Genomic DNA, 25,192 nt, shown 5'->3' on the forward strand with positions numbered 1-25,192 from the left:
ACAGTCTAACCGCGCGGCGCGTCCACGGCAGCCTCTCGCGCACCGGACGCCAGCCCCTCTGCCCGCCCGCTCCGGCGACGCCGCGCGAGCCCCGCCGCCCACAGCAGCACGAGGGCCAAGGCCGGGCCCCCGGCGGTGGCAGCGCAGCCGGTACCCTTCCCGTCCGCCACCAGCTTGAGGCCCGGGTCCTCCGGGATGCGGCACTGGGTGGGGGGCAGGCCGCGAGGATAGGCCGAGCAGAACCCGGCGGCGGAGCCCGGGTCGATGACGCGCTTGGACGTCTCCCCCTGATCCGCGGTGTTCTCCATGGTGGAGCCCGTGTTGAAGACGTGGTCCAGGCCGACGACATGGCCAATCTCGTGCGTCATGGTGTTCTGCACGTCCGTGGCGACGCAGTTCGTGGCGGGCACGCCCTGGCACGGGGGACCGTCAACGGTGGTGAAGAAGAACATGGGGCCGGAGTCCGTCTCCGCCGCGTTGAGCTCGATGTCCGAGTCCACCACGTGCCCGTCCCTGAAGCTGAACGACGACGTGGTGAGCCCGATGGTGGCCCCCCCGTGCGACCAGCACTGGTACACGTTGCCGCACGTCTCCTCCTCCCAGCACGCGTCGTCGGCCGGAGCGACGTCCTGGCAGTCGCGCTCGCGGAAGGTGACGACGTTGTAGTTGTCGAAGGGGTGCTCCTTGTCGTAGCCGATGTCCACCCGCTGCCGCCAGTCCTCGCCCCGGATGAAGCGGTAGTCGCTGCACGTCGCGGACAGCTTCCGCCACGCGTCGAAGGCGGCCTCGATGGCGGCGAACTCCGTGTCCCCGGGCGTGCGCGTGCTGCCGGCCGCGTCCAGGTGGTAGACGTAGTCACGCCCCGGCCACACGAGACACAGCGGCCGGCCCGGCACCAACGTGCGCTTGTAGTCCTGCTGCGCGCCCGCCGCCGCCGCGCCCAGGAGCACCGCCAGCAGCAGCAGGCGACGACTCACCGCCCACCCCTGCGGCGGCGGCGCGCGAACAGCGAGGCGGCGGCGAGGAGCGGCAGCACGGCCAGGCCTCCCGACGCCGCGGCGCAGCTGCCGCCGTCCTCGTCTTCGTCCCCATCTCCGCCGCCATTGCCGGTGTCCGGCAGCGGGATGCAGGGTTTGGTCGCGCTGCCCTTGGGGTACGCGGCGCAGACGAAGTCCCTGGAGCCGGTGTCGATGGTGCGCTTCTCCGTCTCTCCCGGGGGGGCGCTGGGGTTCATCGTGGAGCCGGTGGCCAGCGTGTGGTCCAGGCCCACGAAGTGGCCCACCTCGTGCGTGGCCGTGTTCTGCACGTCCGTCTCCACGCAGTCCGGCGTGGCCACGATGCCGCACGGCCCGCCGTTGCCGGTGGTGAAGTTGAACTGCGCGGCGTTGAAGGAGATGTCGGAGTCGTACACGACGCCCGTGCGCTCGTCGTAGGTCGTGAGCGTGATGGCGATGGTGCCGTTGCTGTCATCCCAGCAGTCGTAGGTGTTCGCGCAGGTGTCCAGGTTGTTGCACGCGTCGCTGGGGTCCACCACCTCCCGGCAGCTGCGAGAGCGGAAGAGCATGAGGTTGATGTTGCTGCCGGTGCGCTCGTAGCCGACCTTCCGGCTGCTCACCCGCGGCCCCTCCTCCAGCGTCAGGTTGCCGCAGCTGGCGAAGATGTCCTGCCAGCTCTGGAACGAGTCGGAGATGGCCTTGAACTCCGTGTGGTTCGTCACCCGCTGGTTGCCCACGGTGCTCTGCTGCCAGACGATGCGCGACTGCGTCCAGTACAGACACTGCGTGGACGCATCCCCCGGGGACACCCGGCTGCGCACGTACGGCGCGGAGCTCTGTCCCAGCGCCATCGCCAGCACCACCCACGACGCGAGCGCGCCCATCACTTCGTCCCCTTCGTCGCGGGCGCGCCCTGCTGCGCCTGGAGCGCCGCGCGGATGGCCGTCTTCAGCTCCTCGAGCGTCACCGGCTTCGCGGACGACACGCTCTCCTGGCGCGTCTTCGGATCAATGAGCGTCGCGTCCCCGGTGGGCGCCGGCACCGCCATCGCGCGGGTGCCGGAGGCCGACCGCTGCACCTGGTACTTGCCCTGCGCCATGCCCGCGAGCCGGAACGCGGAAGCGCCCTTCTTCTCCAGGAAGACGACGACCTCCTCGCCCTCGGAGAACGCCGCCAGACCGCTCACCACCTGCCCGATGTCGCCCACCCGGCCGCCCGGCTGGGTGACGAGCACCGTGCCGCCGGGCTGCCCCTTGAGCGACTCGGTGACTTCAATCTCCACGTCGGTGACGATGCGCAGCTTGTCCCCGCTCCAACGGCTCTGCACGCGCCGGACGACGCCCTGCACCACCGCGTCGGACGCCTGCGCCAGTTGGGGAAGGTCCGCGCGCAGCATCGTGGTGGCCCCCACCGGAAGCCCCCCGAGCAGGGCGGCCAGCACCAGCGTGCGAACTGCGTGTCGAATCGACATGAAAGTCTCCTTGGCGGCCCAGCCTATCCTCAGGCTTTCAAGAGCGCACCGGACAAGAGGGGCGGCTTGCGTTGACCCTCGTGTCTCCCTCCTGCTATCGCGCGCCTGTCCATGGCCCCGTCCAAACCCCGCGTCCGCTTCGCTCCGTCTCCTACTGGATACCTCCACATCGGAGGTGCCCGCACCGCGCTCTTCAACTACCTCTACGCGCGGCGTTACGGCGGCACCTTCATCCTGCGCATGGAGGACACGGACCAGGAGCGCTCCACCCCGGAGTCCGTCAAGGCCATCCTGGACGGCCTGAACTGGCTGGGCCTGGACTGGGATGAAGGCCCCGGCAAGGAGGGCGCCTACGGCCCCTACTTCCAGACCCAGCGGCTGGACACCTACCGCGCCCACGCCGACCAGCTCATCTCCGAGGGCAAGGCCTTTCGCTGCTACTGCACCCGCGAGGAGATCGCGCTGCGTCGCGAGGTGGCGGACAAGGAGAACCGCGCCTACCGCTACGAGGGCACCTGCTACGGGCTGACGGCCCCGCCCGCCGGCAAGAAGCTGGAGGACGCGGTCATCCGCTTCCGCATGCCCACGGGCGACGGCGAGGTGTCGTACGACGACAAGGTCCTGGGCGTCATCACCAAGCCGTACTCGGACCTGGATGACTGGGTCATGATGCGCGCGGACGGCATCCCGCTCTACAACTACGGCTGCGTCATCGACGACCACCTGATGGACATCACCCTGGTGGCGCGCGGCCAGGAGCACATCAACTCCACCTTCCCGCAGCTGATGCTCTACAAGGCGCTGGGGTGGACGCCGCCGGCCTTCGCGCACCTGCCGCTCATCCTCGGGCCGGACCGCGAGAAGCTCTCCAAGCGCAAGCACCCGGAAGCGGACGTGATGCTCCACGCGCGCACCGGCATCATGCCGGAGGCCCTGCTCAACTTCGTCGTCCGCCTGGGCTGGGGCCACGGCAACGACGAGGTCATCAGCCGCGAGCAGATGGTGGAGTGGTTCGACTTCGACGGCGTGGGCAGCACCTCCGGCGTGTGGAACCCGGAGAAGCTCCAGTGGCTCAACCAGCAGTGGTTCAAGCTGCTGCCCCCCGCGCTCGTCGCGGAGCGGCTGGTCCCCTTCCTGGAGGCCCGCGGCTTCCAGGCCCGGGGCGACGCGCGCCTGGAGCCGCTGGTGGTCGCGCTGCGCGAGCGCTCGCGTACGCTGGACGAGATGGCGAACACCGCGTCCATCTACTTCCGCACCGGCGTCACCCTGGACGAGAAGGCCGCGGCCAAGCACCTGGGCGCCGACTCGCTGGGACTCCTGCGCCAGGCCCGCGAAAAGCTGGAAGCGCTGCCTGCCTGGACGGTGGAGCCGCTGGACGGCGTGGTGAAGGCCGTGAGCGAGGCGGCCAGCGTGGGCATGGGCAAGGTGGCCCAGCCGCTGCGCGTCGCCATCACCGGCAACACGACGAGCCCCGGCATCGGGGAGACGCTGCTGCTCGTGGGGCGCGAGGAAGCCCTGCGGCGCATCGACGCGGCGCTCGCGCGCGGCGGGTGAGATTGACGGTGGACGCGGGCCACGCCGGGCCCTATCTTGGCCGGCGATGACGCGACCGCTTGACAGCCTCCGATCCCATTTCTATAAGGCGCGCCCGCTCGGGGCCGTGCTGCTGGCCCTCTGGGCAACGGCGTCGGGCGCCGAGCTGGTGAACGGCGCCCAACTCCCGGATGGCGCCCAGAAGGTGGGCGAGAACCGGTACCGGGCATCGCGCGATTTCGAGGCGACGCTCGACTACTACAAGACGGTCTACCCGTCCTCGAGCTACCCGAGGCGGTCGATCGTCAACCAGCCGGGCGTCAAGGCGGTGCACATCACCAACCCGTCGGGGAAGAACTTCGAAGGGTTGAACATTTACGAGGCGAACGAAGAGGTTCGCATCTACGTCGTCCCGGCGCAGGGGACGACGAAACCGGCGAAGAAGGACACCAAGCCGGTCAGGAAAACGAAGTAGTTGAAGTCGAGCAGAGAAGTGGGTAGTAGAAGCGCCCGAAGTCGCAGGTCCCGCAGCTCTTGGGGAATCGTCTAACGGCAGGACAGCAGACTCTGACTCTGCTTATCTAGGTTCGAATCCTAGTTCCCCAGCTGAAGTTCCTGGTTGACGTCAGCAACCAGAAAATGTAGGAAGCGTCGGCATCAAAGGCGCGGTTGTAGGAAAGCCGGCCCTGTCGTCTAGTGGTTAGGACGGAGCCCTCTCACGGCTCAAACTCGGGTTCGAATCCCGGCAGGGTCACTGAGACGCCCACCTTCTGAAAAGAAGGTGGGCGTTTCGCTTTTGCGGGCTTGGGATGCCACGGGCGCCTCCCGGCCTCGAAGCCCCCAGAGGCTCCGAGGCCGAGCTCCGAGGCCCGGCCTCGAAGCTCCGAAGCTCGGCATCCTCGCCCTGCCCTCTTCAGGCCGCCGTGATGCTCTGGCGGAAGGTGTCCAGCGCGGCGGTGAGCCGCTCCTGGGCCCGCTGGATGCCCCGGCGCATCAGCAGCATGCGCACCTTCTCCGGCAGGACGCGGGCGGCGTTGGTCTGCCCGTAGCCCACCAGGTCCATGCGAAGGGTGATGGCCTCCAGCAGGTCGCTCAGGTCGGCGTCGGCGCCGGCCAGGAGCACCACGTCGGGAGAGCCGCCCTGGAGGCGCTCGGCCAGCGTGCGCCACTGCGGGTCTCCGGTCTCCACCACCACCACGTCCGCGCCCTCCAACTGGGGCGAGTACGGCGGCAGGTCCACCACCTCGAAGCGCGCGTCCTGCAGCACCTTCACGGCCTCGCTGCTGCCCACCACCGCCACGTGGCCGTGCTGGCCCAGGCGCACCGTCTCCTCGTAGTTGCGCAGCTCCGTCTCCAGCGCCACGTGCGCGGGCTCCGGCGCGTCGCGGCCCGCGTCCAGCAGCGCCGCGGCCTGACGGGCGACCTCGCGGGCACCGTTGCGCGTGCGCACGCGCTCCGTCCTGCGCTCCAGCGCGGCGCGCACCTTGGCGCGCAGCACGCGCAGGTCGTCGAAGGGCTTGAGGATGTAGTCGCTGGCGCCGGCGGCGAAGGCGGCGATGACGGACTCGGAGCTGGCGTAGGCGGTGATCATCACCGCCTCCAGCGCGGGCTGCATCCGGCGCGCCTCCGCGATCAGCTCCACGCCGCCCATGCCGGGCAGGTTCTTGTCCGTCACCAGCACGTCGAAGCGCTGGTCCTTCAAGAGCACGAGCGCCTCTTCCGCGCTGCCCACGGGGGACACGACGAGGTCCGCTTCACGCCCCAGGAGGCGCACGCAGATGTCGAGCACCACCGGCTCGTCATCCACCAGCAGCACCTTCGAGGCGAGCGTCCCCCGCCCTTCCCCATCACCTTCGCCGGTCTCGAACGGGAGATCCATGAATTGGGAGGATCGCACAGCTCACGTCCAACTTCGAGGGTGGGAAACGGGAGGTGCGCCTATGCTCGCGCAGTGAGCTTCGAAGACGCGCTCCGGGAGAACCGGGTGCCGCCGCTGCTGGGCGACGTGCGGCTGTTCTACGACGGCGGGCGGCTGGTGGGTGAGTCCCTGCCGCCGCCCTGGATGCTGAGGCTGCTGCCGTCGCTCTGCCTGGGGCTCGCCGGGGTGGCGACGGTGGTGGGCCTGGTGCTGCTCGTCCTGGACACCGCCCGGACACCGGGCGCCGCGGCCCTGCTGCTCCTGCTCGCGGGGGCCCTGGTGGCGGGCGCGCTCCTCCTGGAGGCCCAGCTCAAGCGCCGCCGCTTCGTCCTGCACTTCAAGACGGAGTCGCTGCGGCTGGAGACGCTCGCGTGGGCGCCGGGGGCCGCGCGCACGGAGACGCTGCCCTTCGACGACGTGCGCGCGGTGCACATCGTGCAGCCGCCGGGTGGCGGCTACTCACTCGTGGTGGAGTACGGCCCCGAAGCGGCGCCCCGGCGCGCACTCCTGGTGCGGGACGTGCGGCCCTCGGAGGGGGAGACCCTCCACCGGGTGTGGCGCCTCTTGCACAACGCCTTCGGGCTCAAGGGGGCGGGGCTCGCCGGAAGATGAGCTCGATCTCCGTGCCCTCACCCGGCGTGGACGACAGGCGGAGCTGACCTCCGAACTGCGTCACCAGCTCCTTGCAGATGGACAGGCCCAGCCCCGTGCCGATGCCCACGGGCTTCGTGGTGAACAGCGGTTGGAACACGCGCTCCTGCAGGGCGAGCGGGATGCCGCACCCGTTGTCCACCACGGACAGCACCACTTCGGACTCGCGCGCCGCCCACTTCACGTCGATGCGGCCCGGGCGGCCCGTGCCCTCCATCGCCTGCGCCGCGTTGACGATGAGGTTGAGCAACACCTGGCACAGCTTCACCGGCCCGAAGACGATGCGCACGGGGTCGCCGTTGCTCGACAGCCGCGCCTTGTCCCGCACCTCCGCTCGCGCCAGCTTCACCGCGAAGGAGACGACCTCGGCCACGTCCGCGGTGGCCTCCATGTCCTCGCCGCGCGCCTGGGCGCGCAGGCCCAGCGCCACCTCGCGCAGGTGGCCCGCGCCCTCCGACAGGTCCTTGATGAGCGCCGGCAGGTCCTCGATGGTGGAGGACACCTCCGCGTCCGGATCCGTCGCCAGGTGGCGCGACACGTACTGCACCACGCAGTGCATGTCGCGCTGGAGCGAGGACACGTTCTGCGTGAGGTAGCCCACCGGTCCCATCAGCTCGTGCGCGATGCCCGCGGTGACTTGCCCCAGCGTGGCCAGACGCTCGGACTTCATCATCCGGCCTTCCACCTCGCGGATGCGCAGCTCCAGCCGGGCGATCTTGAGCGCGTCCTCCAGCGCCGCCAGCAACTCCGCGCGATCCCACGGCTTGACGAAGTAGCGCGTCACCTGGCCGCGGTTGACGGCGTCGATGACGGCCTGCATGTCCGCGTACGCCGTGACGAGCATGCGCTTGGCGTCCGGTGCGATGGTGCGGGCGCGCTCCAGCAACTCCACGCCCGTCATCCCCGGCATGCGCTGGTCCGACAGCACCACGCCAATCTCCCCACGCCGCTGCTCCAGCAGCGCCAGGGCCTCGTTGGGGGACGAGCACCGGAAGATGCGAAACCGCTGCCCGAAGTTGGCGTCGAACACCCTCAGGTTGAGGGCGTCGTCGTCCACGTACAGCACGGCGGGCAGGTCCGAGGCGTTCATGGAGCTCCTCCAGACCGTGGCTTCCTCATCCGGAAGACAGGCTGGTCGCGCCGAAGATAACGCGCACCTCCGACCGCGCGCCTGGGGGTACGTTGTACCCAGGGCCGGAGGTGGGCTTCGAGGGGTACACCGAAGGGGAGCGCCCGACTCAGGCGGTGAGGTCCTCGACGGCGTGGACCACGGCCTCCACGGAGGGGAAACGCCCCCGGGGCAGCGCGCCCAGCTGCGACAGCACGTGCGACGGCGCCTCGTTCTCGCGCGCCACCCACGTCAGCTGCTCCGCGGTGAGGGGGAACACCGCGCCCTGAAGCGCCTGCTGCAGCGAGTGCGCCAGGGACACCACCGGGGCCAACGGAGCCGGCGAAGGCTCCACCTCCCGCAGTCCAAGTCCCAGGCGCTCGCGAGTCATGTCGTCGTTCATTGGCTCAGAAGTTAAGCAGCGAACCGCGCCGGCTGCTGGTCTTTTTTCGTCATCCGAAGGGAGTCAGGCAGGCGAGCGCCTCCCACCCACATCCCCCCGGGTGGCCGCTCCACGCCGGACATCCCACCGTACCGCCAGGAAGTCCCCTTTCAGGCCCTGCTCGCGCGGGGGAGGAGCGACACCATGGCGAAAAAGAAGCAGCAGGACCCGCAGCCCGTGAAGCACGTCCAGGCGACCCGCCCGGAGCCGTGGCCCGGCATCCAGGGGCGCTCCCAGGAGCATGAGGAGGAGCTGCCCACGGGCACGAAGCGTTCCGAGCAGGCGAGCGTCACCGACGCGCAGCGTCAGCTGGAGAAGGACGTGGAGTCGGACGAGCCGACGCGGGAGTAGCCAGCACCGTCCCTGGCCCCCGTGCAGGACGCACGGGGGCGAGGGGGTGGGTGGGCGGCTCGACCGCTAGAACAGCAGACGCGTGGGGTGCTCGAGCAGGCCCTTCAGCTCGCGCAGGTACTCCGCGCCGGTGGCCCCGTCGATGACGCGGTGGTCACCCGACAGCGTCACCGTCATCACCTTGCGCACGACGACCTGGCCGTCACGGGCCACGGCCTTCTCCGCCACCGCGCCCACCGCGAGGATGGCGGACTGGGGCGGGTTGATGACGGCGATGAACTGGTCGATGCCGTACATGCCCAGGTTGCTCACCGTGAGCGACCCGCCGGTGTACTCGGCGGGCTTCAGGGCGCGCTTGCGGGCGCGCTCCGCCATGTCGCGGGACTCGGCGGAGATGGTCTGCAGGCCCTTGAGGTCCGCGTCGCGGATGACGGGCGTGATGAGCCCGTCCTCGATGGCGACCGCGATGCCCACGTCCACGGTGCCGTAGTGCAGCACCTGGTCGCCCTGGAGCGACACGTTCATCTTCGGGGAGCGGCGCAGCGCGATGGCCGCCGCCTTCACGATGATGTCGTTGACGGACACCTTCACGTCCAGCGCCTTGGCCTCCTCGCGGATCTTCACCGCGGCCTCCATCTCCACCTCGACGGTGAGATAGAAGTGCGGCACGCCGGGCTTCACCTCCGACATGCGCTGGCCAATCACCTTGCGCATGGAGGACATGGGCACGGCCTGCGGCTCCGGACGGGTGCCGAACGCGCGGGCCTCGGGCTGCGCACCGGCCTTCTTCGCCGCGGGCGCCGCCTGCTGGGCAGGAGCCTTCGCCAGGCCCTGGCCCAGCGCCTGCTCCACGTCGCGCTTCACCACGCGCCCGAGCGGACCGGAGCCCCGCACCTGCGCGAGATCCAACCCACGCTCCTGCGCCATCTTCTTCGCCAGCGGGCTGGCGCGAAGCCGGCCTCCCCCGCTGGCGGCCGGAGCGGGCTCGCGGCGCAGCGGAACCACCTGGGCTCCGGCGGGCGGTGCGGACGGTGCCGCGGCGGCCTTCGGCGCGGAGGGCGCGACCGCCGGAGCGGAGGCCCCGGCCTTGGCACCCTTCGGGGTGAGGAACGCGATGGGCGCACCGACGGTGGCCAGGTCGCCCTCGCCCACGACGATGCGCGCGAGCGTGCCGTCGTCGTACGCCTCCACCTCGAGGTTGGACTTGTCCGTCTCCACCTCGGCGATGGCGTCACCGGAGGAGACCTTGTCGCCCTCCTTCTTGAGCCACTTGACGATCTTCCCCTCCTTCATCGTCGGGGAGAGCGAGGGCATCAGGATGGCAAGCCCCTCACCCGCGCCGGACGCGGCGGGGGCCTGCTCCGGAGCCTTCGCGGGCGGGGCCGCGGGCTTCGGGGCTTCAGCCTTGGGGGCTTCGCTCTTCGGAGCTTCGGACTTCGCGGCCGCGGCGGGCGGTCCGCCGGAGACCTTCTCGCCCTTGGCGCCGAGGTAGCCGATGGGAGCCCCCACCGTCGCGACCTCGCCTTCGGGCACGGAGATCTGCAGCAGGTAGCCGTCGTCGAAGGCCTCCACCTCGAGGTTGGACTTGTCCGTCTCCACCTCGGCGATGGCGTCACCGGAGGCGATCTTGTCTCCGACCTTCTTCAGCCACTTGATGATCTTCCCCTCCTTCATCGTCGGGGACAGGCTGGGCATCTGGATGGGCGTCGCCATCGCTCAGGCTCCCTCGCGGTACAGGACCTTCTTGATGGCCGCGATGATCTTGGGCGCGTCCGGCTGGGTCGCGTTCTCCAGGTTCGCCGCATAGGACATGTTCACGTCGAGCCCGGTGACGCGCACCACGGGCGCGTCCAGCTCGTCGAACGCCTGGGACTGGATGAGGTCCACCACGGACGCGCCAATGCCGGCCAGCGCCCAGCCCTCCTCGCAGATGACGGCGCGGTTCGTCTTGCGCACGCTCTTGAGGATGGCCTCTTCATCCAGGGGACGCAGGGTGCGCAGGTCCAGCACCTCCACGCTGATGCCTTCCTTCTCCAGGGCCTCCGCGGCCTCCATGCAGAAGTAGTACATCCGGCTCCAGGTGATCAGCGTGACGTCGGTGCCCTCACGCTTCACGTCCGCCACGCCCAGGGGGACGATGTGCTCGCCCTCCGGCACCTCGCCCTTGAGCGCGTAGAGCCGCTCGCCCTCGAACATGATGACCGGGTTCTCGTCCCGGATGGCGCTCTTGAGCATGCCCTTGGCGTCCGCCGGGGTCGCCGGGGCAATCACCTTCAGGCCGGGGAAGTGCGCGTAGTTTGCCTCCAGCGACTGGCTGTGCTGGCTGGACAGCCGGCCGCCCGCGCCGCCCGGGCCGCGGAACACGATGGGGCAGCGCAGCTGGCCGCCGCTCATGTGGCGCAGCTTGGCCGCGTTGTTGACGATCTGGTCCATCGCCAGGATGGCGAAGTTCCAGGTCATCATCTCCACCACCGGGCGCAGGCCCACGGCGGCGGCGCCCACGCTCAGGCCGGTGAAGCCCAGCTCGCTGATGGGCGCATCGATGATGCGCGCGCTGCCAAACTTGTCCAGCAGGCCCTGGGACACCTTGAAGGCGCCGTTGTAGCGACCCACTTCCTCGCCAATGAGGAACACATTGGCGTCGCGCTCCATCTCCTCGGCGAGCGCCTGGTTCAACGCTTCGCGATACATCAACTCGGGCATCGTCGGCTCCGAACTCGAACTCGAAAGGGTTGTGTGCCTGGGGGAAGGACCGAGCGCTAGCGGCTCAGGCCCGCCTTCTTGTCAGCCGCCTCGGCCTCTGCGCGGGGCTCCAGGTCCCACGTCACCTTCAGCTCCTGGCCCGTGGGGTACTTCGGCCAGTTGGTGACCTTCACGCCCAGCACGCGCTCGCGCGGGCGCACGTCCTCCTCACCCGGCTCCACGATGGTGTCGCGCCACAGCTCGTCCACGCTGGGCTCGGGCGACTCGTCGGCGAACTTCACCGCCGCGTCCACCGTGCGCTTCTCCTCCTCCTCGATGGCCTCGAAGTCCGCCTCCGACAGCCCCAGCTTCTGCTTCAGCGCGTACTCGCGCAGCTTGGGGATGGGGTCGTTGCGGCGCTCGTCCTCCACCTCCTGCTTGCTGCGGTAGTTCGCCGGGTCGGCCATCGAGTGGCCCCGGAAGCGATACGTGTTCGCCTCCATCAGCACCGGGCCCTTGCCCGCGCGGCAGTACTCCGCGGCGTCCTTCACCGCCTCGTACATCTTGAGGCAGTCCATGCCGTCCACGGCCTCGCCCCGCATGCCGTACGCGGAGGCGCGCTTGTGGATCTCCGGCACCGCCGACGTGCGCGCGATGGCCGTGCCCATGCCGTAGCGGTTGTTCTCGCAGATGTAGATGACCGGCAGCTTCCACTTCTGCGCCATGTTGAAGGTTTCGTGGAACGCGCCCTGGTTCGCGGCGGCGTCCCCGAAGAAGCACACCGTGACGCGGTCCTCGTTGCGGTAGCGCGCCGCGAAGGCCATGCCGGCCGCGAGCGGAATCTGCCCGCCGACGATGCCGTAACCTCCGTAGAAGTGGTGCTCGATGTCGAAGATGTGCATCGAGCCGCCCTTGCCCTTGCTGTAGCCGGTGCCGCGGCCGAACAGCTCCGCCATCACCATGCCGGCGTCGCTGCCACGCGCGAGCGGCTGCCCGTGGTCGCGGTAGGCGGACAGCATGTAGTCATCCGGACGGATGGCCTCGTTGCACCCGACCGCCACGGCTTCCTGGCCAATGTACAGATGGCAGAAACCGGCGATCTTCCCCAGCGTGTACTGCTGGCCCGCGCGCTCTTCGAAGCGACGCAGGAGGTACATCTTCCGGTACATCTTCAACAACAGGTCCTTCGAGTACGCGCTGGCCACCGCGGCATGCCTCCGTCTGGGCCGCCCCTGTGGACCCGAGGGGGAAAGGGCGGCGACGCCGTGCGCCTCTTAGCGCGCGGCAAAGGGACTTCCAAAGCCTTTCAGAACCACCCTCCGCCACGCCTTTCTTTCAGGCGCGGTGCGTCACGTCCTCCAGTGCAAAATGTGGCACGGACACGATGCCATCCCGCAGCTCCACGGCCCGGCCCGAGTGGTCCGTGGCCAGGTGGATGACCGTCGCCTCCGGGAAGCGGTGCCGGTAGTCATTGGCATGGGTGGGCTCGTTGTCGAACGCGGCCACCACCGTGCCCATGCGCCCCAGGCGGGCGTGCGCCTCGCGCTTGAAGGTGTCGTCGTCCTCCGCGAGCGTGGGCTTCATCACCAGGTGCACGCGCCCCCCTTCTCCCGGGGGCGTCACCATCCCGCAGCGGGCGAGGCACGCCACGGTGCCCTCCCGCATCGCCTCGTGGCGACCGGTGAGGTACACGACCTGCGCCCCCGTGGTGGCCACCGCCTGCAGGAAGGCCCCTGCCCCTTCGATGGCCTCGTCGGAGACGCAGTAGGCGCTGGTGAAGAAGCGCTCCTGCCAGAAGGCGCGCGCGTCCGGGAAGAGGCGCTCCACGTCGGCATCACCCAGGCCGCACGCGCGCATGGCGGCGCGCATGTCCCAGCCCGTCTCCCAGTGGTGGGGCTCGCAGGCGGACAGGAGGCCGAGCGCCCGCGCGTCCCCATACTCCCTGAGGATGCGCGCCTGACGGGGCCGGTTGTCGAAGAGTGTCGAGTCCAGGTCGAACGCCAGGACCGCCTGGGGGCCGAGCGAGCGGGCCCTCTCCAGGATGCCCCGGAGGATGTCGCGCCAGTCCGGCAGCACGCGTCGTTTGAGGTCTTCAAAAGCCATGGACGCCGGAAGATACATGCCCCCGGCGCGGGGCTGGCCATCAAATCACGCGCCCGCGCGCCAGGCGGCCGGCTGGATGGGCACGGACCCTGCGGGCTCCGGGGCGGCGGCGGGCTGCGGGAAGTTCTGCATGCGCTGGATGCCGTTCCTGTCCAACACCAGCCGGACCCGCTGCGCGGACTCCTTGCGCGTCCCCGCCTCCATCACCGTGAAGCGGAACACCAGGTCCACCGGGTAGCGCTTCGCGCCCCGGATGTGCCCCACGGAGAAGTCCTCCAGGTCCACGTACTCCAGCGCGAACTCCGGCTCGTCCATGTCGCGCAGGAAGCGGCCCACGTTGAGGCGCAGGATGTCCGTGACGCCGGTGAGCCCCCGCTCCGAACGGGGCAGCAGGCGCGCGTCCAGCACGATGCGCTTCTGGTAGCGGATGACCGCCTCCGACAGCTCCCCCTGGGACACCGTGAGGAAGTCGTCGTGCAACCGCAGGGCGGACACGCCCGCGGGCACCTTCACCGCCGCGCCGTAGTCCACCCGCTCCTCGCACGTCCCGATGGCGCGCGCCGTGACGGGGTCCACCAGGTCCGTGGTGCGCTCGTACAGGTGCGTGGCGGCGAAGCGGCTGAACATGCGCCGCAGGCCTTCCTTGATGCGGTCCTTCATCATGTAGCCGACGACGGCCACCAGGAAGAAGTTGAGGCTCACCTGCGTGAAGCGCACCTGCGCCCAGATGGCCACCGACGTGGCGAAGGCCATGGCCACGCCCGCGGCGATGGCGAACAGCACCTCCTCCCAGCCCTGGCGGCGCTGGCGCCGGCGCGAGGACAGGAAGAGCACGTTCATGCAGAACTTCTTCAGGAAGCCCAGCCGCTGCATGTACTCCTCGTTGTCCCCGGTGGGACTGAGGACGCTGCGCAGCCGGTGCTCCTTGCGGTAGGACTCCTCGCGCAGCACCGCCTCCATCAGCCCCTTGCGCAGGGGCAGCCACGGCCCGGAGCGCGGCAGCGCGTCCATGTCCGCCACCGCGCGGCGGAAGAACTGCTCCACCAGCAGGCTGACGTACTCGTCCACGAGCCGCAGCGACGCGCGCGTCTTCTCCTGCAGCTTCGCCTCACCCGTGGCGCGCAGCCACGCGCGGAAGCGCTCCAGCACCGCCGGCACGCTCTCCCCCGCCGAGCGCACCACCGTCTCCAGGTCCGCGCGGCCCGCGTCGCCGGCCTTCGGCTCGCAGCGCATCTCCACCGTGGTGGCGAACCGGCGCAGCGCGCCCCGCAGCACGCACGACAGCAGCTTCGCCTGGTAGACGACGTCCGACTCCGGCGCGAGCCCCGTGCGCATCCACGCCTCCAGCTTCAGGAGCGGCGAGCCCTCCGACGAGAGAATCTCGGACAGCCCCATCACCGGCGTCTTGAAGCGCACGTAGTTGTGGATGTCCGCGTAGAAGTCCGCGCGGGGGTACGTCTCCGCGTCGATGTTCAGACTCGACGGAAGGAAGAGGTAGGCCTCCACGAGGTAGCGCGTCTCGTCAGCCCCCGTCGGCTGGTACTCGAGCTTGATCTCGAACTGCTTGCGGTCGTGGACGTCGAACCGGCTGTGGAGCGCTTCAGGGGCCTGGGACACAGACCCCACTTTACGTCACAGGCCTGTCACACGGGAGCCACCCTGGACGAAGGGAGGGTGTTGGCCGCTAACCGTTGGTTCCCGTACGAGAGGATGACCCCGGCAGCGCGCCGGGGACGACATCCCCCACGGGCAGCGGCGCGGCCTTCGGCTGCGGCTTCGCGTTCCACACCCGCGAGGCCAGCACCAGGCCCACCAGGGCCAGGGGCAGCATGGCCAGGGGCCAGGGGCGCCAGTTGGCCGGGTCCTTCATCGCCTCGCCCGTGGGCAGGATGCGCCCGTACACCAGGGCGTGGATGGCCGTGCCCGCGTACACCGCGCCGTCGATGATGCCCACCACCACGCCCGCGTTCTTCTTGCCGCCGAAGTCCATGGTGGCCGTGCCGGACAGCATGCCGTGCACACCGATGACGCACAGGGACATGAACACCACGGACCAGCCCGCGCCCTGGGTGCCCAGCAGGAACACCGCGCCCACGGCGCCCACCAGCAGGCCCGCGTAGAGCACCGTGGACACCGGCCCGCGGCGCGAGTCGAAGATGCGGTCGCTGATGACGCCCGCGAACATGCCGCCCAGGATGCCGGCGACACACGACAGCATGCCCCAGTTGGACGCGACGAAGGCGCCGGACTCCCCCACCGCCTTGGCGTACTTGGGGTACCACTGCATCACCGCGTTGCGCAGGAAGCCGCTGCAGAACTCCACGCCCAGGATGATGAGGATGATGCGGTTGCTCAGCAGCTTCTTGAAGAGCTGCGGCAGCGAGGGCGCAGGGCCGGTGTCACCGCTGGACGCATCCTGCGTGTCGAAGTCCGGGTGGCCCGTCTGGCTCGGCGTGTCGCGGATGACGAACGAGTCCAGGATGAGGAAGGCCACGAGCATCCCGGCGGGCACGAAGAACACCCACCACACGGGCGCCGCGTCCGCGATGAAGCGGCTCCAGTCGAACGCGAAGTACAGGCCCAGCGAGATGAGGATGCCGAACACGCCGCCCAGCTGCCCGCGCTCGCGCACGTGGAACCACGACGCGTTCACCTTGACGATGGAGACCGCGCCGAAGCTCTGGAAGTACATGTTGATGCTGTAGAGGGCCGCCAGCCACGTCACGATGCCGCCCGGCGGCGCCCAGCCGTTCTTCAGCACCGCGTAGACGAGCCCGCCCATCGCCACGTTCGCCACCGCGGAGCCGCCCGCGGACAGCAGGATGGTGAAGCGCCCGCCCAGCTTGTCCGTCAGCGGGCCGTTGAGGAGGAAGGCCGCGCCGTAGGTGAGCGTCCCCCAGAAGAAGATGGTCGCGAAGTCCGCGTTGGACGTCTGCTGACCCATGGCCGTGGTGGCCACGTTGAGGTTGTAGCGCCCCATGTAGAGGAACGCGTACGTGAGCCCCAGCGGGAACCAGTTGAAGAAGCGGCGACGGCGGAACGCCTCGCTGTGCCCCAGCTCCACGCGCGGCAACCGCGAGAGCACCAGGCCAATGGCCCCGAGCAGGATGACGATGGGCAACAGCTGGGTCAGCCATGGGGGCAACGACGGCATGCGACGAACCTCACCTGGACGGGGGACGGAAGCGGGGAGCACCCTACCCCGTCCCTCATCGCCCCGGAAACAGCTGGCTCACCCCAGACGGGCGAGCAGCCGCGTGAGGGAGACTTCCGTCTTCGCGTCCGCGATGTCCCCCTTGCGGCAGGCCTCCAGCACCGCCTGCACCGGCCGCCACTGCAAGTGGATGCCCTCCTCTAGAGGAGAGCCATCCCCCTCCACCTCGCCCTGCGGGACGCCCGTGACGTCCACCGCGGCCGGGAACACCTTCTCCGACAGGATGCCCGGCGCGAGGAAGAACGCGCCGCCCAGCAGCTGGATGTCCTCCGGTCGCACCCCGTACCCCGCCTCCTCCTTCACCTCTTCCGCCGCGCGGCGGCGCAGCCCGTCCTCGCCCTTGTCGGACGGCTCCAGCAGGCCCGCGACGATCTCCTCCACGCGCAGGTAGCTCACCGGGTCCGGCACCGTCATGGACGACGTCTGCTCCCGGCGGAAGTACGCCGCCGGGCGCAGGTTCAGCCGCGTCAGGACCTCCACGCCCCCATCTGACGCACGGCGGTAGACGAGCACGGAGACCGCGTCCAACCGGGGACGGTCCACCACGTCCACCCGGTACACCGACGAGGACGTGCCGTCCTGGCGCCGGTTGCGGCAGCGCAAACGCCGCACTCGCAGGAAACCCTCGTCACAACGCGCCGTGGCGGAGAAGTCCTCGATGATCTCGATGTCAGTCACATTGGAACTGCTGGGACGCATGTCTGCCTGCTCTCCTGCTGCACTGGTAGGTGGAGGTGCCACGGTGGCGTTGCTTGCCCGTGCACCCTTGATCCCGTAGGTTGCGCCGTCCTCAAGTCGTCACTCTCTTGAATCACGGATCCGCCACGAATGTGTCGCGCACTGCTCGGCCTCTTCTGTGCCTGCGCCCTGGCCCTCGCCTCGTGCATGCCTGTGCTGGAAGGCCAGGATTACCACCTCGAGGGTCAGGAGGTGCGGCTTACCCTCCTTCATACCTCTGACATCCACTCGCGGCTCATCCCGTACGACTTCACGCCGCTGAAGACGGACCAGGACCTGGAGCTCGTCCCGGAGGCCGGTCCGTTCGGTGGCGCCACGCGCATGGCGTCCATCCTCAAGCGGGAGCGCAAGCGCGGCGACCGCGTCCTGCACGTGGACTCCGGCGACTGCTTCCAGGGCGCCCCCATCTTCAACGTGAACACGGGCGAGGCGGAGTTCCGCTTCCTGTCCGAGTCGCGCCTGGACGCCGCCGTGGTGGGCAACCACGAGTTCGACGCCGGGGCGCTCAACTTCGTCCAGAAGGCGCGCAACTTCGCCAACTTCCCGCTGCTGGCCGCCAACTACTTCTGGGATGACGCCAAGACGGCCGGCAACAACGGCGCGAGCATGGTCACCAGCCCCTACACCATCAAGGTCGTGAAGGGCCTGCGGGTGGGCATCATCGGCATGGCGAACATCTCCTCGCTCAACTCCATCGTGGAGGGTGGCAACAGCCTGCAGGTCACCCCGCTGGAGCAGAACGAGGCCGCGCGCTCCTATGTGGAGCTGCTGCGCCCGGTGACGGACCTCATCGTGGTGGTCAGCCACCTGGGCCTCACCGAGGACCAGGACCTCATCCAGGGCTACGAGGCCTACTACGAGTACGGCCGCGCGAAGGCCTTCATCGAGCGCTCGCACGACGCGTGGAAGGTGCTGGAGTGGTTCGGTCCGGAGGGCGACGACAAGTCGGTGGTGCGCGTGCACATCGCGGGCGTCAACGGCCTGGACGCGGTGATGGGCGGCCACCTGCACGTGGTGCTCAACCCCCCGCAGCTCGTCACCGACCCCAGCGGCCGCAAGGTGGTGCTGTCGCACTCCGGCGCGTTCGCCAAGTACGTGGGCCGCCTGGAGCTGGTCGTGAAGATGCCCCAGCGCCTGGGTGAGAACGAGGGCGCGGAGGTCGTGAGCCAGGACTACCACGCGTTCCCGGTGGACGGCCTCTGGTGCAACGAGCGGATGCGCAAGTACCGCTTCGACGACGACATCTTCTGGGACCCGGGGGAGTTCATCCAGGCCCCGGGCGTGCGCGAGGCCATCGAGGAGTGCCGCCGGCTGGAGGATCCGGAGACGACGGACCTGCTGGTGCCGTACATGCTGGGCATGGACTTCAAGCTCCAGCTGACGTCCATCTTCTCCTACGCGCCGCTCGACGTGCAGCGCCGCAACAACTCCAACGGCGGTGACTCGCCCCTGGGGAACATCGCGGCGGACTCCATGCGCAAGCGCAGCCGCGTGGAGGCGGAGATGGCGCTCACCAACTCGCTGGGCATCCGCGACAACCTCTACGCGGGCGTGGTGACGCAGGAGTCGATGTTCAACGTGTTCCCGTTCGAGAACACCATCAACATCATGTACCTCTCCGGCGTGGAGATGCAGGAGATGTTCGACTTCGTCACCGAGCGCTCCGCCGAGCGCGGGTGCGTGAGCCAGGCGCAGATCTCCGGCGCCCGCTTCACCATGGACTGCGCCCAGGTGCAGCTCAACGACCTGCGCATCGCCTGCACCCCCGCCACGGTGCAGCAGGACTGCCCGCAGACGGGCCGCGAGGGCCACGCGCCGTGGCAGTGCCTGGAGGACGCCAGCGGCGCGCGCTGCTGGGCGCACCCCGGCATCGACATCCAGATCAACGGCAAGCCGCTGGACACCAACGGCACCTACAAGGTCGCGGTGAACGACTACATCGCCAAGGGCGGCTCCGGCTTCACGGTGCTCAAGCGCAACACCACGCGCATCGAGACCAACATCAGCCTGCGCGACTCGCTCATCGGCTACATGCAGGGCTTCTGCACCTGCAAGGACCTGCTGGAGGGCAAGGAGACGTCCGCGAACGGCACGCGCTGCGGCTCGCTCGTCAACGGCCAGTGGACGGTGGACGAGAAGACGCTCGGCGCCTGCCGGGTGTCCCAGACCTTCGAGGAGGCCCTCAAAAAGAAGGTGGGAAGCTGCTCCTGCCTGAGCCTCCTCAAGCTGCCGACGGATGAGAACGAGCGCGCGGCGGCCCTCCAGGGCTGTGGCGTGCCGGGCCTGACGGCGGACGCCGCCCTGTCCCAGTGCGCGGTCCCCCAGGGTCCGTCCACCGGCCGGTGCACCTGCCGCGACCTGCTGTCGGGGACCAACCCCACCTGCGGCACCGTGACGACGCAGCTGCGTTCGTTCTGTGAGAAGCCCACTTCCATGCCCATCGCGATCGCCATCGAGGATGGCCGCATCGGGCGGAGGGTGAAGTAATGAAACGACTCCTGCTGCTGTCCACGCTGGCCCTGGCGGCCGGCTGTTACTCCAAGGAGTCCGAGACGCCGACCGGGCTCACCTCGTTCCGCGTCGAGGTGACGGCGCTGACCGTCGGGGACGGGAGCGGTGCGCTCCTGCCGGTGGTGAACGCGTGCGCCGCGAAGTACGGCAACGACCAGGCCGCGGTGCCGCCCTCCGTGCGTGGCACGGCGGAGTGCCTCTACACCCTGCCGCGCGGGGACGTGGACATCGGCCTGTCCATCACCGCGCTGGACGGCAACGGCGGGGAGATGACGTCCTTCAATGGACCGGTCTCCTTCCGCGTCGTGCCGGGTGACATCACCGGCGACTACAGCAAGCGCTGGGCGCAGCTCACCAACGGCAAGGGCACCGGCAGCGTGCGCGTGGCCCACCTGTACGGTGAGACGCACGTCTGGGTGCAGGACGAGCCCTTCGAGCTGGACTACGCGGATGGCGGCGTCGTGGGCGACCTGACCCAGGTGCCCCCGGAGCCCGCCACGCGCACGTTCTCTACGGGCCTGTCCACGCCCATCCGGTTCTCCGAGCCGGCCATCGCCACCCTCCAGACGCCGGAGGGGACCAGCGAGACGAGCGCCTTCGTCAAACAGTTCCTGCGCATCGGGCGCAGCCCGGAGGCCGGTGAGCCGCTGGTGCAGAACTGCGACCCGTCGGATCCGAACAACGGCCAGCAGATGAAGCTGCTCATCACGGGCACGGACTCCAGCGGCTTCTTCGTCACGGACATGACTGCCTGCCGCGTGCCGGAGAAGAGCCTCACGGGCGCGAACATCCAGACGCCGGAGCCGGATGGCTTCAACCCGGGTCGCTTCAACAGCGTCTACATCTACAACTACCAGTTCCCGGAAGGGCTGGACGCGGGCGACCTCATCTGGACGCTGTCCGGCACCGTGGCGGAGTTCACCAGCACCACGCAGCTGAGCTTCCCCTCCTGGACCCTGCGGGAGAACGTGCGGCTCCTGCCGCAGAGCGAGTGGAACAAGTACCTGTCCCAGGTGCCGCCGGTGGAGATCAACGGCCGGCTGTGCGGCTTCAGCGGGTCGCCGTACCTGGACGACCTGCTGTGCGGCTACAGCTACAGGAACTTCAAGATGGAGAGCCTGGAGTCGTCGCTCGTGAAGCTGCGCCGGGTGAAGTTCCCGCGCGTGTTCAAGAACTGCGACGCCAACGGCAACAACGACATGCCCATGTTCTGCCCCGCGGGCACGGGCGCGGCGCGCACCTGGAAGAACTGCTTCGAGGAGCCGGCGGATGATCCGGACCTCCCGGAGCGCCAGTGCGTCATCGACTGCACGCTGGGCATCGGGCAGTTCGCCGGGACCATCTGCGCGGAGAAGACGACGTACACGAACTTCGGCCAGTTCGTGGTGGAGATGAACGCCACGGGCCCCGCCGCCGCGGGCCTGGACGAGTCCGTCCCCGCGCGCATCACCAAGCTGTCCGTGGGCGCCACGCAGGTCAGCCCCGGCCGCCCGCAGGCCGAGGGCTCCCGGCTCAACCTCTTCTGTGATCAGCCGGTGCGCGTGCGCTTTGGCGAGGAGGGCGTGAGCGTGGACCAGACGGACACCCTCATCGCGGCCAACACCCGCTTCGAGTACACCCTGCAGGGCCCCGAGGTGCAGCTGGCGCTCGTGCGCGATGCCGCGGCGACCCGCAACGCCAGCTGCCAGCTGGCGCCGGACTCGCGCTCGCGCATCAGCCTGCAGATCAAGGACGCAGTGCCGGACCTGAACCCGGACTGCAGCGAGACGGATGCCGACGCGGCGAGGGCGCTCCAGTGCAAGCAGCTGCACGCGGCCACCTTCGACGTCGTGGGCCACCTGAAGCACGTGGGCCCTGCGCGCCCGCGGTGGAACGTTTTGCCGCGTGACCAGGACGACATGTGCTGCTACCCCGGGCCCGGCCTGGAGTGCCCGAAGCCCATCAAGCCGTGCCCGTAGTCTTTCATTTTTAAAAGTCGCATCGCGCCCCGGTGGATGCCGGGGCGCTGGGAGGAGCGGTCTCCCCCGGACCGCTTCCTGGAGGGACATTGAAAACGTTTCAGACGCTGGCCCTGACGGGCCTGACCGCTCTTTCCGCGCCCGCATGGGCCGGGGACTTCGTGGATACCCGTTTGTCGTTCGTCTTCGCGGACGACAACGTGCTTGCGGGCGCGGGTGAAACCACGCCCAACAGCCCGAACGCGCGCTTTGGCGCCGGGAACCAGAACACGCAGTTCTACGACAACTTCAACACCAAGTTCTCCGGCTTCGAGTCGCTGTCGAACGTGGTGCTCTACAAGCGCATGCCGGCGTTCTTCGAGGGCCTCACCACCGAGGCGGCCCTCACGCTGCTGGTGCTGGAGCGGCCCTCGGGCGGCGTCGACATCCTCGACAACTCCAGCTACGTGCGCCTGAACTACCAGCCGGCCGGCTGGGGTGAGAAGGAAGGCCTGTCGCTCACCGGCTTCCCGGTGTCCGCGGACCGCTTCCGTCTGGGCTACGCGTACCGCATCTCCTGGGGCGGCAGCCCCATCTTCACCAACCGCGCCACCGCCGCGGGCGTGCCGGGCGCCAAGCTCCAGCTCACGCGCGACCGCTGGTACGCGTACCTGGGCGGCAAGACGGCGCTGGTGCTCAACGACCTCGTGCTGGAGCAGGAGACGCTCTACGGCGTGATGGGCGGCGCGGGCTGGGACATCCTGGAGACGCTGCGCGTGGAGGCCGGCGGCGGCTTCTTCCAGAAGGGCATCGTCCCGGGCCTGGCCAACCAGGGCATCGAGGCGAACGTCAACGCCGCGGGCGTGTCCGGGCAGATCGTCTACCACGTGGGTGTGCCGGTCGGCACGAGCATCGACTTCCGGCTCTACAAGAACGACCCGGAAATCTACCAGCGCTTCTTCGCGCCGGAGCAGTACCCGGGTGGCCTGTCCTACTCCGTGTCGCTGGAGGGCAGCTACCTGACGCAGACGCTGGAGGATCCGGACACGTTCGGCGCCACCAAGCCGCAGGGCGCCACGGCCGCCGCGCTGCAGGGGCGCGCGAAGTACAACCTGTGGCGCTTCAACGTGCTGGCGCTCTACCGCAGCCTGTCCTTCATCCAGTTCGACGTGCCGGGCCTCCCGCCGTTCAAGGACTTCCCCACGGGCACGGAGCTGAAGCCGGAGATGTTCTTCGCGGTGGGCGCGGACTACCACCTGCCCCGCCTGCACCTGACGCCGGGCCTCATCTTCGGCGTGCAGCAGCCGGCGTCCTTCCGCAGCCCGGATCCGTCGCTCGGCGGCAGCAACCCGCCCATCGGCCTCACGGGCACGCGCACCGTGGTGGTGCGTGACGCCAACCAGCTGAGCATCCTGCCCGCCGAGTGCGGCGGCAGCACCCGCTGCGATGCGCAGGCCATCATCTCCGCCAAGGCCACGTTCCGCTGGGACCTGTCCGAGTCCGTGGCCGCGGTGGGCGAGGTCTACTACACGTACGACACCAACCGGACCACGTTCGAGGACGACGTGACGGGCGTCGCGCAGCCGAACTTCGAGAAGCCGCACGCGCTGGGCTTCAACACGCTGCTGCAGGCGCGCTTCTAGTCGCCGTCGCAACTCTGGCAGTCCCGGGGGCCCGCCGTGCAGCACGGCGGGCCCTTCGTGTTTCCAACGCCGGGTGCGGCTCAGGAAGCGGAGGTCATGCGGACCACTTCGTCGAACGCGGTGAGCCCCTGCGCCAGCTTGCGCACGGCGGCCTCGCGCAGGGTGCGCATGCCGCTCTTGCGCGCCGCCTTCACCAGCTCTGAGTACGGCGCGTCGTTGCCGATGAGCTCGCGCACCTCGTGCGTGGTGGAGACGATTTCAAAGACGCCGGTGCGGCCCGAATAGCCGGTGCCCCGGCACCTCACGCACCCCACGCCCTTCATCAGCCGCACGCCGCCGGGAAGCAGCGGCAGGGGCGCCTGGAGGGCCTGCAATTCGTCCGACGTGAGCACCGCCTCCTCCGCGCAGTGGACGCAGACGCGGCGCAGGAGGCGCTGGGCCATGACGCCCAGCAGGCTCTGCGCCAGGAGGAAGGCCGGCACGCCCAGGTCCTTCATGCGCGCCACCGCGCCCAGCGCGTCGTTGGTGTGCAGCGTGGAGAGCACCAGGTGGCCGGTGAGCGCGGCCTGGAGGGCGTTCTCCGCCGTCTCCGCGTCCCGGATTTCGCCCACCATGATGACGTCCGGGTCCTGGCGCAGGATGTGGCGCAGGGCCCCCGCGAAGTCCAGGCCCACCTTGGGCTGCACCTGCACCTGGTTGAAGGCGTCCCAGACCATCTCGATGGGGTCTTCAATCGTGGTGACGTTGACGTCCGGGCCCGCCACCGCCTTGAGCGCGGAGTAGAGCGTCGTCGTCTTGCCGGAGCCCGTGGGGCCCGTCACCAGGATGAGGCCGTGGGGTTGATCAATCCACGACTCGAAGTGGCCCTTCTCGTCCGGCTCGAAGCCCAGCTGGGCGATGTCCTGCACCAGCGTTTCCGGATCAAAGATGCGGATGACCACCTTCTCGCCGAAGGCGGTGGGCAGCGTGGAGACGCGCAGCTCCACCTCGCGGCCGTCGCGCTCCGTCTTGATGCGGCCGTCCTGGGGGCGGCGCTTCTCGGAGATGTCGATGCGCGACAGCATCTTCACGCGCGACACGATGGGCGCGTGCACCTGCGCGGGCAGCGTGTAGACGGGGTGCAGCACCCCGTCGATGCGCAGCCGCACCACGCTGGTGGCGCGCTTGGGCTCAAGGTGGATGTCCGACGCGCGGTTGTCGAACGCGTAGCGCAGCAGGTAGTCCACGGCCTGCACCACCGGCCTGTCGGAGGCCTCCAGCTCCTGGGTGCCGCTGAGCGACACCAGTTGCTCGAAGTTGCCCATCTGCGTCTGCGCGCCGCCGAAGTCGTCCGCGGCGCGCGCCAGCGTCTTCTTGAAGCCGTAGATGTCCGCGATGGACTTGAGGATGTCCGTCTTCGCCGACAGCACCGGCTCCACGGGCTCGCCGGTGAGCCGGTGGAAGCTCTCGAAGAGTTCGCGGTCGAAGGGGTTGGCCACCGCCACGCGCAGCCAGCCCTGTTCGGTGCGCTCCAGGGGCAGCAGCACGTGCTTCTGCGCGTACGGCCGCGACACGGTGCGGGTGGCCAGCGCCATGTCCATCTTCAGCGGATCCAGCTTCCGGTACTCCAGCCCCGCCGCGCGCGCGGCCGCCTCCGTCACGCGGTCCTCGTCCAGCACGCCCCGCCCGCCCGGCGCGGGGATCTGGAACGCCGCGATGACCTCCACGGGCGAGACGTCGTAGCGGACCGCGTCCTTGCCCGCCCCACCCTGCTGCTTGAGGACGCGGGCCCGGGCCGCAGGCTCGCGCGCCAGCACCTCCTGCGCCTGCTGCGGGGTGAGCAGACGCTGGGCCACCATCGCCTCCAGCAGGAAGGCGACGGTGAAGTCAGCGCTGCTCCGGGACGGGGCGTTGCC

General features: G+C 69.4%; 21 protein-coding genes and 2 tRNA genes. 9 read left to right on the forward strand and 14 right to left on the reverse strand.

What is annotated here, in order from left to right; translation table 11 throughout:
- Window positions 1-5: 5 nt before the first annotated feature.
- From D7X12_RS06740 to D7X12_RS06750, 3 genes are read right to left on the reverse strand one after another with little or no spacing between them, the layout of a single operon-like run.
- Window positions 6-977: a myxosortase-dependent metalloprotease, MXAN_2677/MXAN_2678 family gene (locus D7X12_RS06740; RefSeq protein ID WP_120624431.1), complete on the reverse strand. Its 972-nt coding sequence runs from the start codon at window positions 975-977 to the stop codon at window positions 6-8.
- Window positions 974-1,879 (reverse strand): myxosortase-dependent metalloprotease, MXAN_2677/MXAN_2678 family, encoded by a 906-nt coding sequence (locus D7X12_RS06745; RefSeq protein ID WP_120624432.1) that lies wholly within the window; start codon window positions 1,877-1,879, stop codon window positions 974-976. Before D7X12_RS06745 ends, D7X12_RS06740 begins: the two co-directional genes overlap by 4 nt.
- A complete protein-coding gene (locus D7X12_RS06750) occupies window positions 1,879-2,466 on the reverse strand; it encodes a hypothetical protein (RefSeq protein WP_120624433.1) in 588 nt (195 codons plus the stop codon). The genes D7X12_RS06745 and D7X12_RS06750 overlap by 1 nt, the downstream gene beginning before the upstream one ends.
- 111 nt (window positions 2,467-2,577) lie before the next feature.
- On the opposite strand from D7X12_RS06750, the gene gltX reads away from it, so the two are divergent.
- The 4 genes from gltX (at window position 2,578) to D7X12_RS06770 (ending at window position 4,753) form a co-directional block, all read left to right on the forward strand.
- Window positions 2,578-4,020: a glutamate--tRNA ligase gene (gene gltX / locus D7X12_RS06755; protein ID WP_120624434.1), complete on the forward strand. Its 1,443-nt coding sequence runs from the start codon at window positions 2,578-2,580 to the stop codon at window positions 4,018-4,020.
- Between the two features lie 46 nt (window positions 4,021-4,066).
- Window positions 4,067-4,474 (forward strand): hypothetical protein, encoded by a 408-nt coding sequence (locus D7X12_RS06760; RefSeq protein ID WP_120624435.1) that lies wholly within the window; start codon window positions 4,067-4,069, stop codon window positions 4,472-4,474.
- 60 nt (window positions 4,475-4,534) lie between these two features.
- A tRNA-Gln gene (locus tag D7X12_RS06765) sits at window positions 4,535-4,605 on the forward strand.
- Between the two features lie 76 nt (window positions 4,606-4,681).
- A tRNA-Glu gene (locus tag D7X12_RS06770) sits at window positions 4,682-4,753 on the forward strand.
- A 159-nt stretch (window positions 4,754-4,912) separates the two neighbouring features.
- Here D7X12_RS06770 and D7X12_RS06775 read toward each other — a convergent pair.
- Window positions 4,913-5,878, reverse strand: a complete 966-nt coding sequence (locus D7X12_RS06775; protein WP_208718853.1) for a response regulator — start codon at window positions 5,876-5,878, stop codon at window positions 4,913-4,915.
- 72 nt (window positions 5,879-5,950) lie between these two features.
- On the opposite strand from D7X12_RS06775, the gene D7X12_RS06780 reads away from it, so the two are divergent.
- Entirely contained in the window at window positions 5,951-6,529 is a 579-nt protein-coding gene (locus tag D7X12_RS06780) for a hypothetical protein (RefSeq protein WP_167508978.1), read from the forward strand.
- On the opposite strand, the gene D7X12_RS06785 is transcribed toward D7X12_RS06780, so the two are convergent.
- Window positions 6,501-7,658 carry a sensor histidine kinase gene (locus tag D7X12_RS06785; RefSeq protein ID WP_120624438.1) on the reverse strand — a complete coding sequence of 386 codons (1,158 nt, stop codon included), beginning with the start codon at window positions 7,656-7,658 and terminating at the stop codon, window positions 6,501-6,503. The genes D7X12_RS06780 and D7X12_RS06785 overlap by 29 nt on opposite strands.
- A gap of 148 nt (window positions 7,659-7,806) precedes the next feature.
- Entirely contained in the window at window positions 7,807-8,067 is a 261-nt protein-coding gene (locus D7X12_RS06790; RefSeq protein ID WP_120624458.1) for a DUF2795 domain-containing protein, read from the reverse strand.
- Between the two features lie 195 nt (window positions 8,068-8,262).
- Between D7X12_RS06790 and D7X12_RS06795 the strand changes: the two genes are divergently transcribed.
- Window positions 8,263-8,469 carry a hypothetical protein gene (locus D7X12_RS06795; protein WP_120624439.1) on the forward strand — a complete coding sequence of 69 codons (207 nt, stop codon included), beginning with the start codon at window positions 8,263-8,265 and terminating at the stop codon, window positions 8,467-8,469.
- Between the two features lie 66 nt (window positions 8,470-8,535).
- On the opposite strand, the gene D7X12_RS06800 is transcribed toward D7X12_RS06795, so the two are convergent.
- From D7X12_RS06800 to D7X12_RS06830, 7 genes are all read right to left on the reverse strand, one after another.
- Window positions 8,536-10,182, reverse strand: a complete 1,647-nt coding sequence (locus tag D7X12_RS06800) for a pyruvate dehydrogenase complex dihydrolipoamide acetyltransferase (RefSeq protein WP_120624440.1) — start codon at window positions 10,180-10,182, stop codon at window positions 8,536-8,538.
- Between the two features lie 3 nt (window positions 10,183-10,185).
- Window positions 10,186-11,172, reverse strand: a complete 987-nt coding sequence (locus D7X12_RS06805; RefSeq protein ID WP_120531808.1) for a pyruvate dehydrogenase complex E1 component subunit beta — start codon at window positions 11,170-11,172, stop codon at window positions 10,186-10,188.
- A gap of 56 nt (window positions 11,173-11,228) precedes the next feature.
- A complete protein-coding gene (gene pdhA / locus D7X12_RS06810) occupies window positions 11,229-12,356 on the reverse strand; it encodes a pyruvate dehydrogenase (acetyl-transferring) E1 component subunit alpha (protein ID WP_120624441.1) in 1,128 nt (375 codons plus the stop codon).
- Between the two features lie 130 nt (window positions 12,357-12,486).
- Window positions 12,487-13,254: an HAD family hydrolase gene (locus D7X12_RS06815; RefSeq protein ID WP_120624459.1), complete on the reverse strand. Its 768-nt coding sequence runs from the start codon at window positions 13,252-13,254 to the stop codon at window positions 12,487-12,489.
- Window positions 13,255-13,299: 45 nt separating this feature from the next.
- Window positions 13,300-14,871, reverse strand: coding sequence for a hypothetical protein (locus D7X12_RS06820; RefSeq protein ID WP_120624442.1), 1,572 nt, complete (start codon window positions 14,869-14,871; stop codon window positions 13,300-13,302).
- A gap of 67 nt (window positions 14,872-14,938) precedes the next feature.
- Window positions 14,939-16,408, reverse strand: a complete 1,470-nt coding sequence (locus D7X12_RS06825; RefSeq protein ID WP_120624443.1) for an MFS transporter — start codon at window positions 16,406-16,408, stop codon at window positions 14,939-14,941.
- A 78-nt stretch (window positions 16,409-16,486) separates the two neighbouring features.
- A complete protein-coding gene (locus D7X12_RS06830; protein ID WP_120624444.1) occupies window positions 16,487-17,167 on the reverse strand; it encodes an NUDIX hydrolase in 681 nt (226 codons plus the stop codon).
- Between the two features lie 231 nt (window positions 17,168-17,398).
- Between D7X12_RS06830 and D7X12_RS06835 the strand changes: the two genes are divergently transcribed.
- The 3 genes from D7X12_RS06835 (at window position 17,399) to D7X12_RS06845 (ending at window position 23,297) form a co-directional block, all read left to right on the forward strand.
- A complete protein-coding gene (locus D7X12_RS06835) occupies window positions 17,399-19,693 on the forward strand; it encodes a bifunctional metallophosphatase/5'-nucleotidase (protein ID WP_244224397.1) in 2,295 nt (764 codons plus the stop codon).
- On the forward strand, window positions 19,693-21,675 hold the full coding sequence (locus tag D7X12_RS06840; protein ID WP_120624446.1) for a single stranded DNA-binding domain-containing protein: 1,983 nt from the start codon (window positions 19,693-19,695) through the stop codon (window positions 21,673-21,675). Before D7X12_RS06835 ends, D7X12_RS06840 begins: the two co-directional genes overlap by 1 nt.
- Before the next feature lie 89 nt (window positions 21,676-21,764).
- On the forward strand, window positions 21,765-23,297 hold the full coding sequence (locus D7X12_RS06845; RefSeq protein ID WP_120624447.1) for a hypothetical protein: 1,533 nt from the start codon (window positions 21,765-21,767) through the stop codon (window positions 23,295-23,297).
- A gap of 80 nt (window positions 23,298-23,377) precedes the next feature.
- Here the strand turns inward: D7X12_RS06845 and D7X12_RS06850 are convergent, their stop codons facing one another.
- Complete coding sequence (locus tag D7X12_RS06850; RefSeq protein ID WP_244224399.1) at window positions 23,378-25,135, reverse strand: GspE/PulE family protein; 1,758 nt, start codon at window positions 25,133-25,135, stop codon at window positions 23,378-23,380.
- Between the last annotated feature and the right edge of the window lie 57 nt (window positions 25,136-25,192).

The sequence above is a fragment of the Corallococcus sicarius genome (assembly GCF_003611735.1).
Lineage (GTDB): Bacteria > Myxococcota > Myxococcia > Myxococcales > Myxococcaceae > Corallococcus > Corallococcus sicarius.

What these genes read in the sequence shown, in the direction of transcription:
- D7X12_RS06745 (WP_120624432.1), bottom strand. Translation starts at nt 1,879, where the DNA reads ATGGGCGCGCTCGCGTCGTGGGTGGTGCTGGCGATGGCGCTGGGACAG.
- D7X12_RS06750 (WP_120624433.1), bottom strand. Translation starts at nt 2,466, where the DNA reads ATGTCGATTCGACACGCAGTTCGCACGCTGGTGCTGGCCGCCCTGCTC.
- gltX (WP_120624434.1), top strand. Translation starts at nt 2,578, where the DNA reads ATGGCCCCGTCCAAACCCCGCGTCCGCTTCGCTCCGTCTCCTACTGGA.
- D7X12_RS06760 (WP_120624435.1), top strand. Translation starts at nt 4,067, where the DNA reads ATGACGCGACCGCTTGACAGCCTCCGATCCCATTTCTATAAGGCGCGC.
- D7X12_RS06775 (WP_208718853.1), bottom strand. Translation starts at nt 5,878, where the DNA reads ATGGATCTCCCGTTCGAGACCGGCGAAGGTGATGGGGAAGGGCGGGGG.
- D7X12_RS06785 (WP_120624438.1), bottom strand. Translation starts at nt 7,658, where the DNA reads ATGAACGCCTCGGACCTGCCCGCCGTGCTGTACGTGGACGACGACGCC.
- D7X12_RS06790 (WP_120624458.1), bottom strand. Translation starts at nt 8,067, where the DNA reads ATGACTCGCGAGCGCCTGGGACTTGGACTGCGGGAGGTGGAGCCTTCG.
- D7X12_RS06795 (WP_120624439.1), top strand. Translation starts at nt 8,263, where the DNA reads ATGGCGAAAAAGAAGCAGCAGGACCCGCAGCCCGTGAAGCACGTCCAG.
- D7X12_RS06800 (WP_120624440.1), bottom strand. Translation starts at nt 10,182, where the DNA reads ATGGCGACGCCCATCCAGATGCCCAGCCTGTCCCCGACGATGAAGGAG.
- D7X12_RS06805 (WP_120531808.1), bottom strand. Translation starts at nt 11,172, where the DNA reads ATGCCCGAGTTGATGTATCGCGAAGCGTTGAACCAGGCGCTCGCCGAG.
- D7X12_RS06815 (WP_120624459.1), bottom strand. Translation starts at nt 13,254, where the DNA reads ATGGCTTTTGAAGACCTCAAACGACGCGTGCTGCCGGACTGGCGCGAC.
- D7X12_RS06825 (WP_120624443.1), bottom strand. Translation starts at nt 16,408, where the DNA reads ATGCCGTCGTTGCCCCCATGGCTGACCCAGCTGTTGCCCATCGTCATC.
- D7X12_RS06830 (WP_120624444.1), bottom strand. Translation starts at nt 17,167, where the DNA reads ATGCGTCCCAGCAGTTCCAATGTGACTGACATCGAGATCATCGAGGAC.
- D7X12_RS06840 (WP_120624446.1), top strand. Translation starts at nt 19,693, where the DNA reads ATGAAACGACTCCTGCTGCTGTCCACGCTGGCCCTGGCGGCCGGCTGT.
- D7X12_RS06850 (WP_244224399.1), bottom strand. Translation starts at nt 25,135, where the DNA reads ATGGTGGCCCAGCGTCTGCTCACCCCGCAGCAGGCGCAGGAGGTGCTG.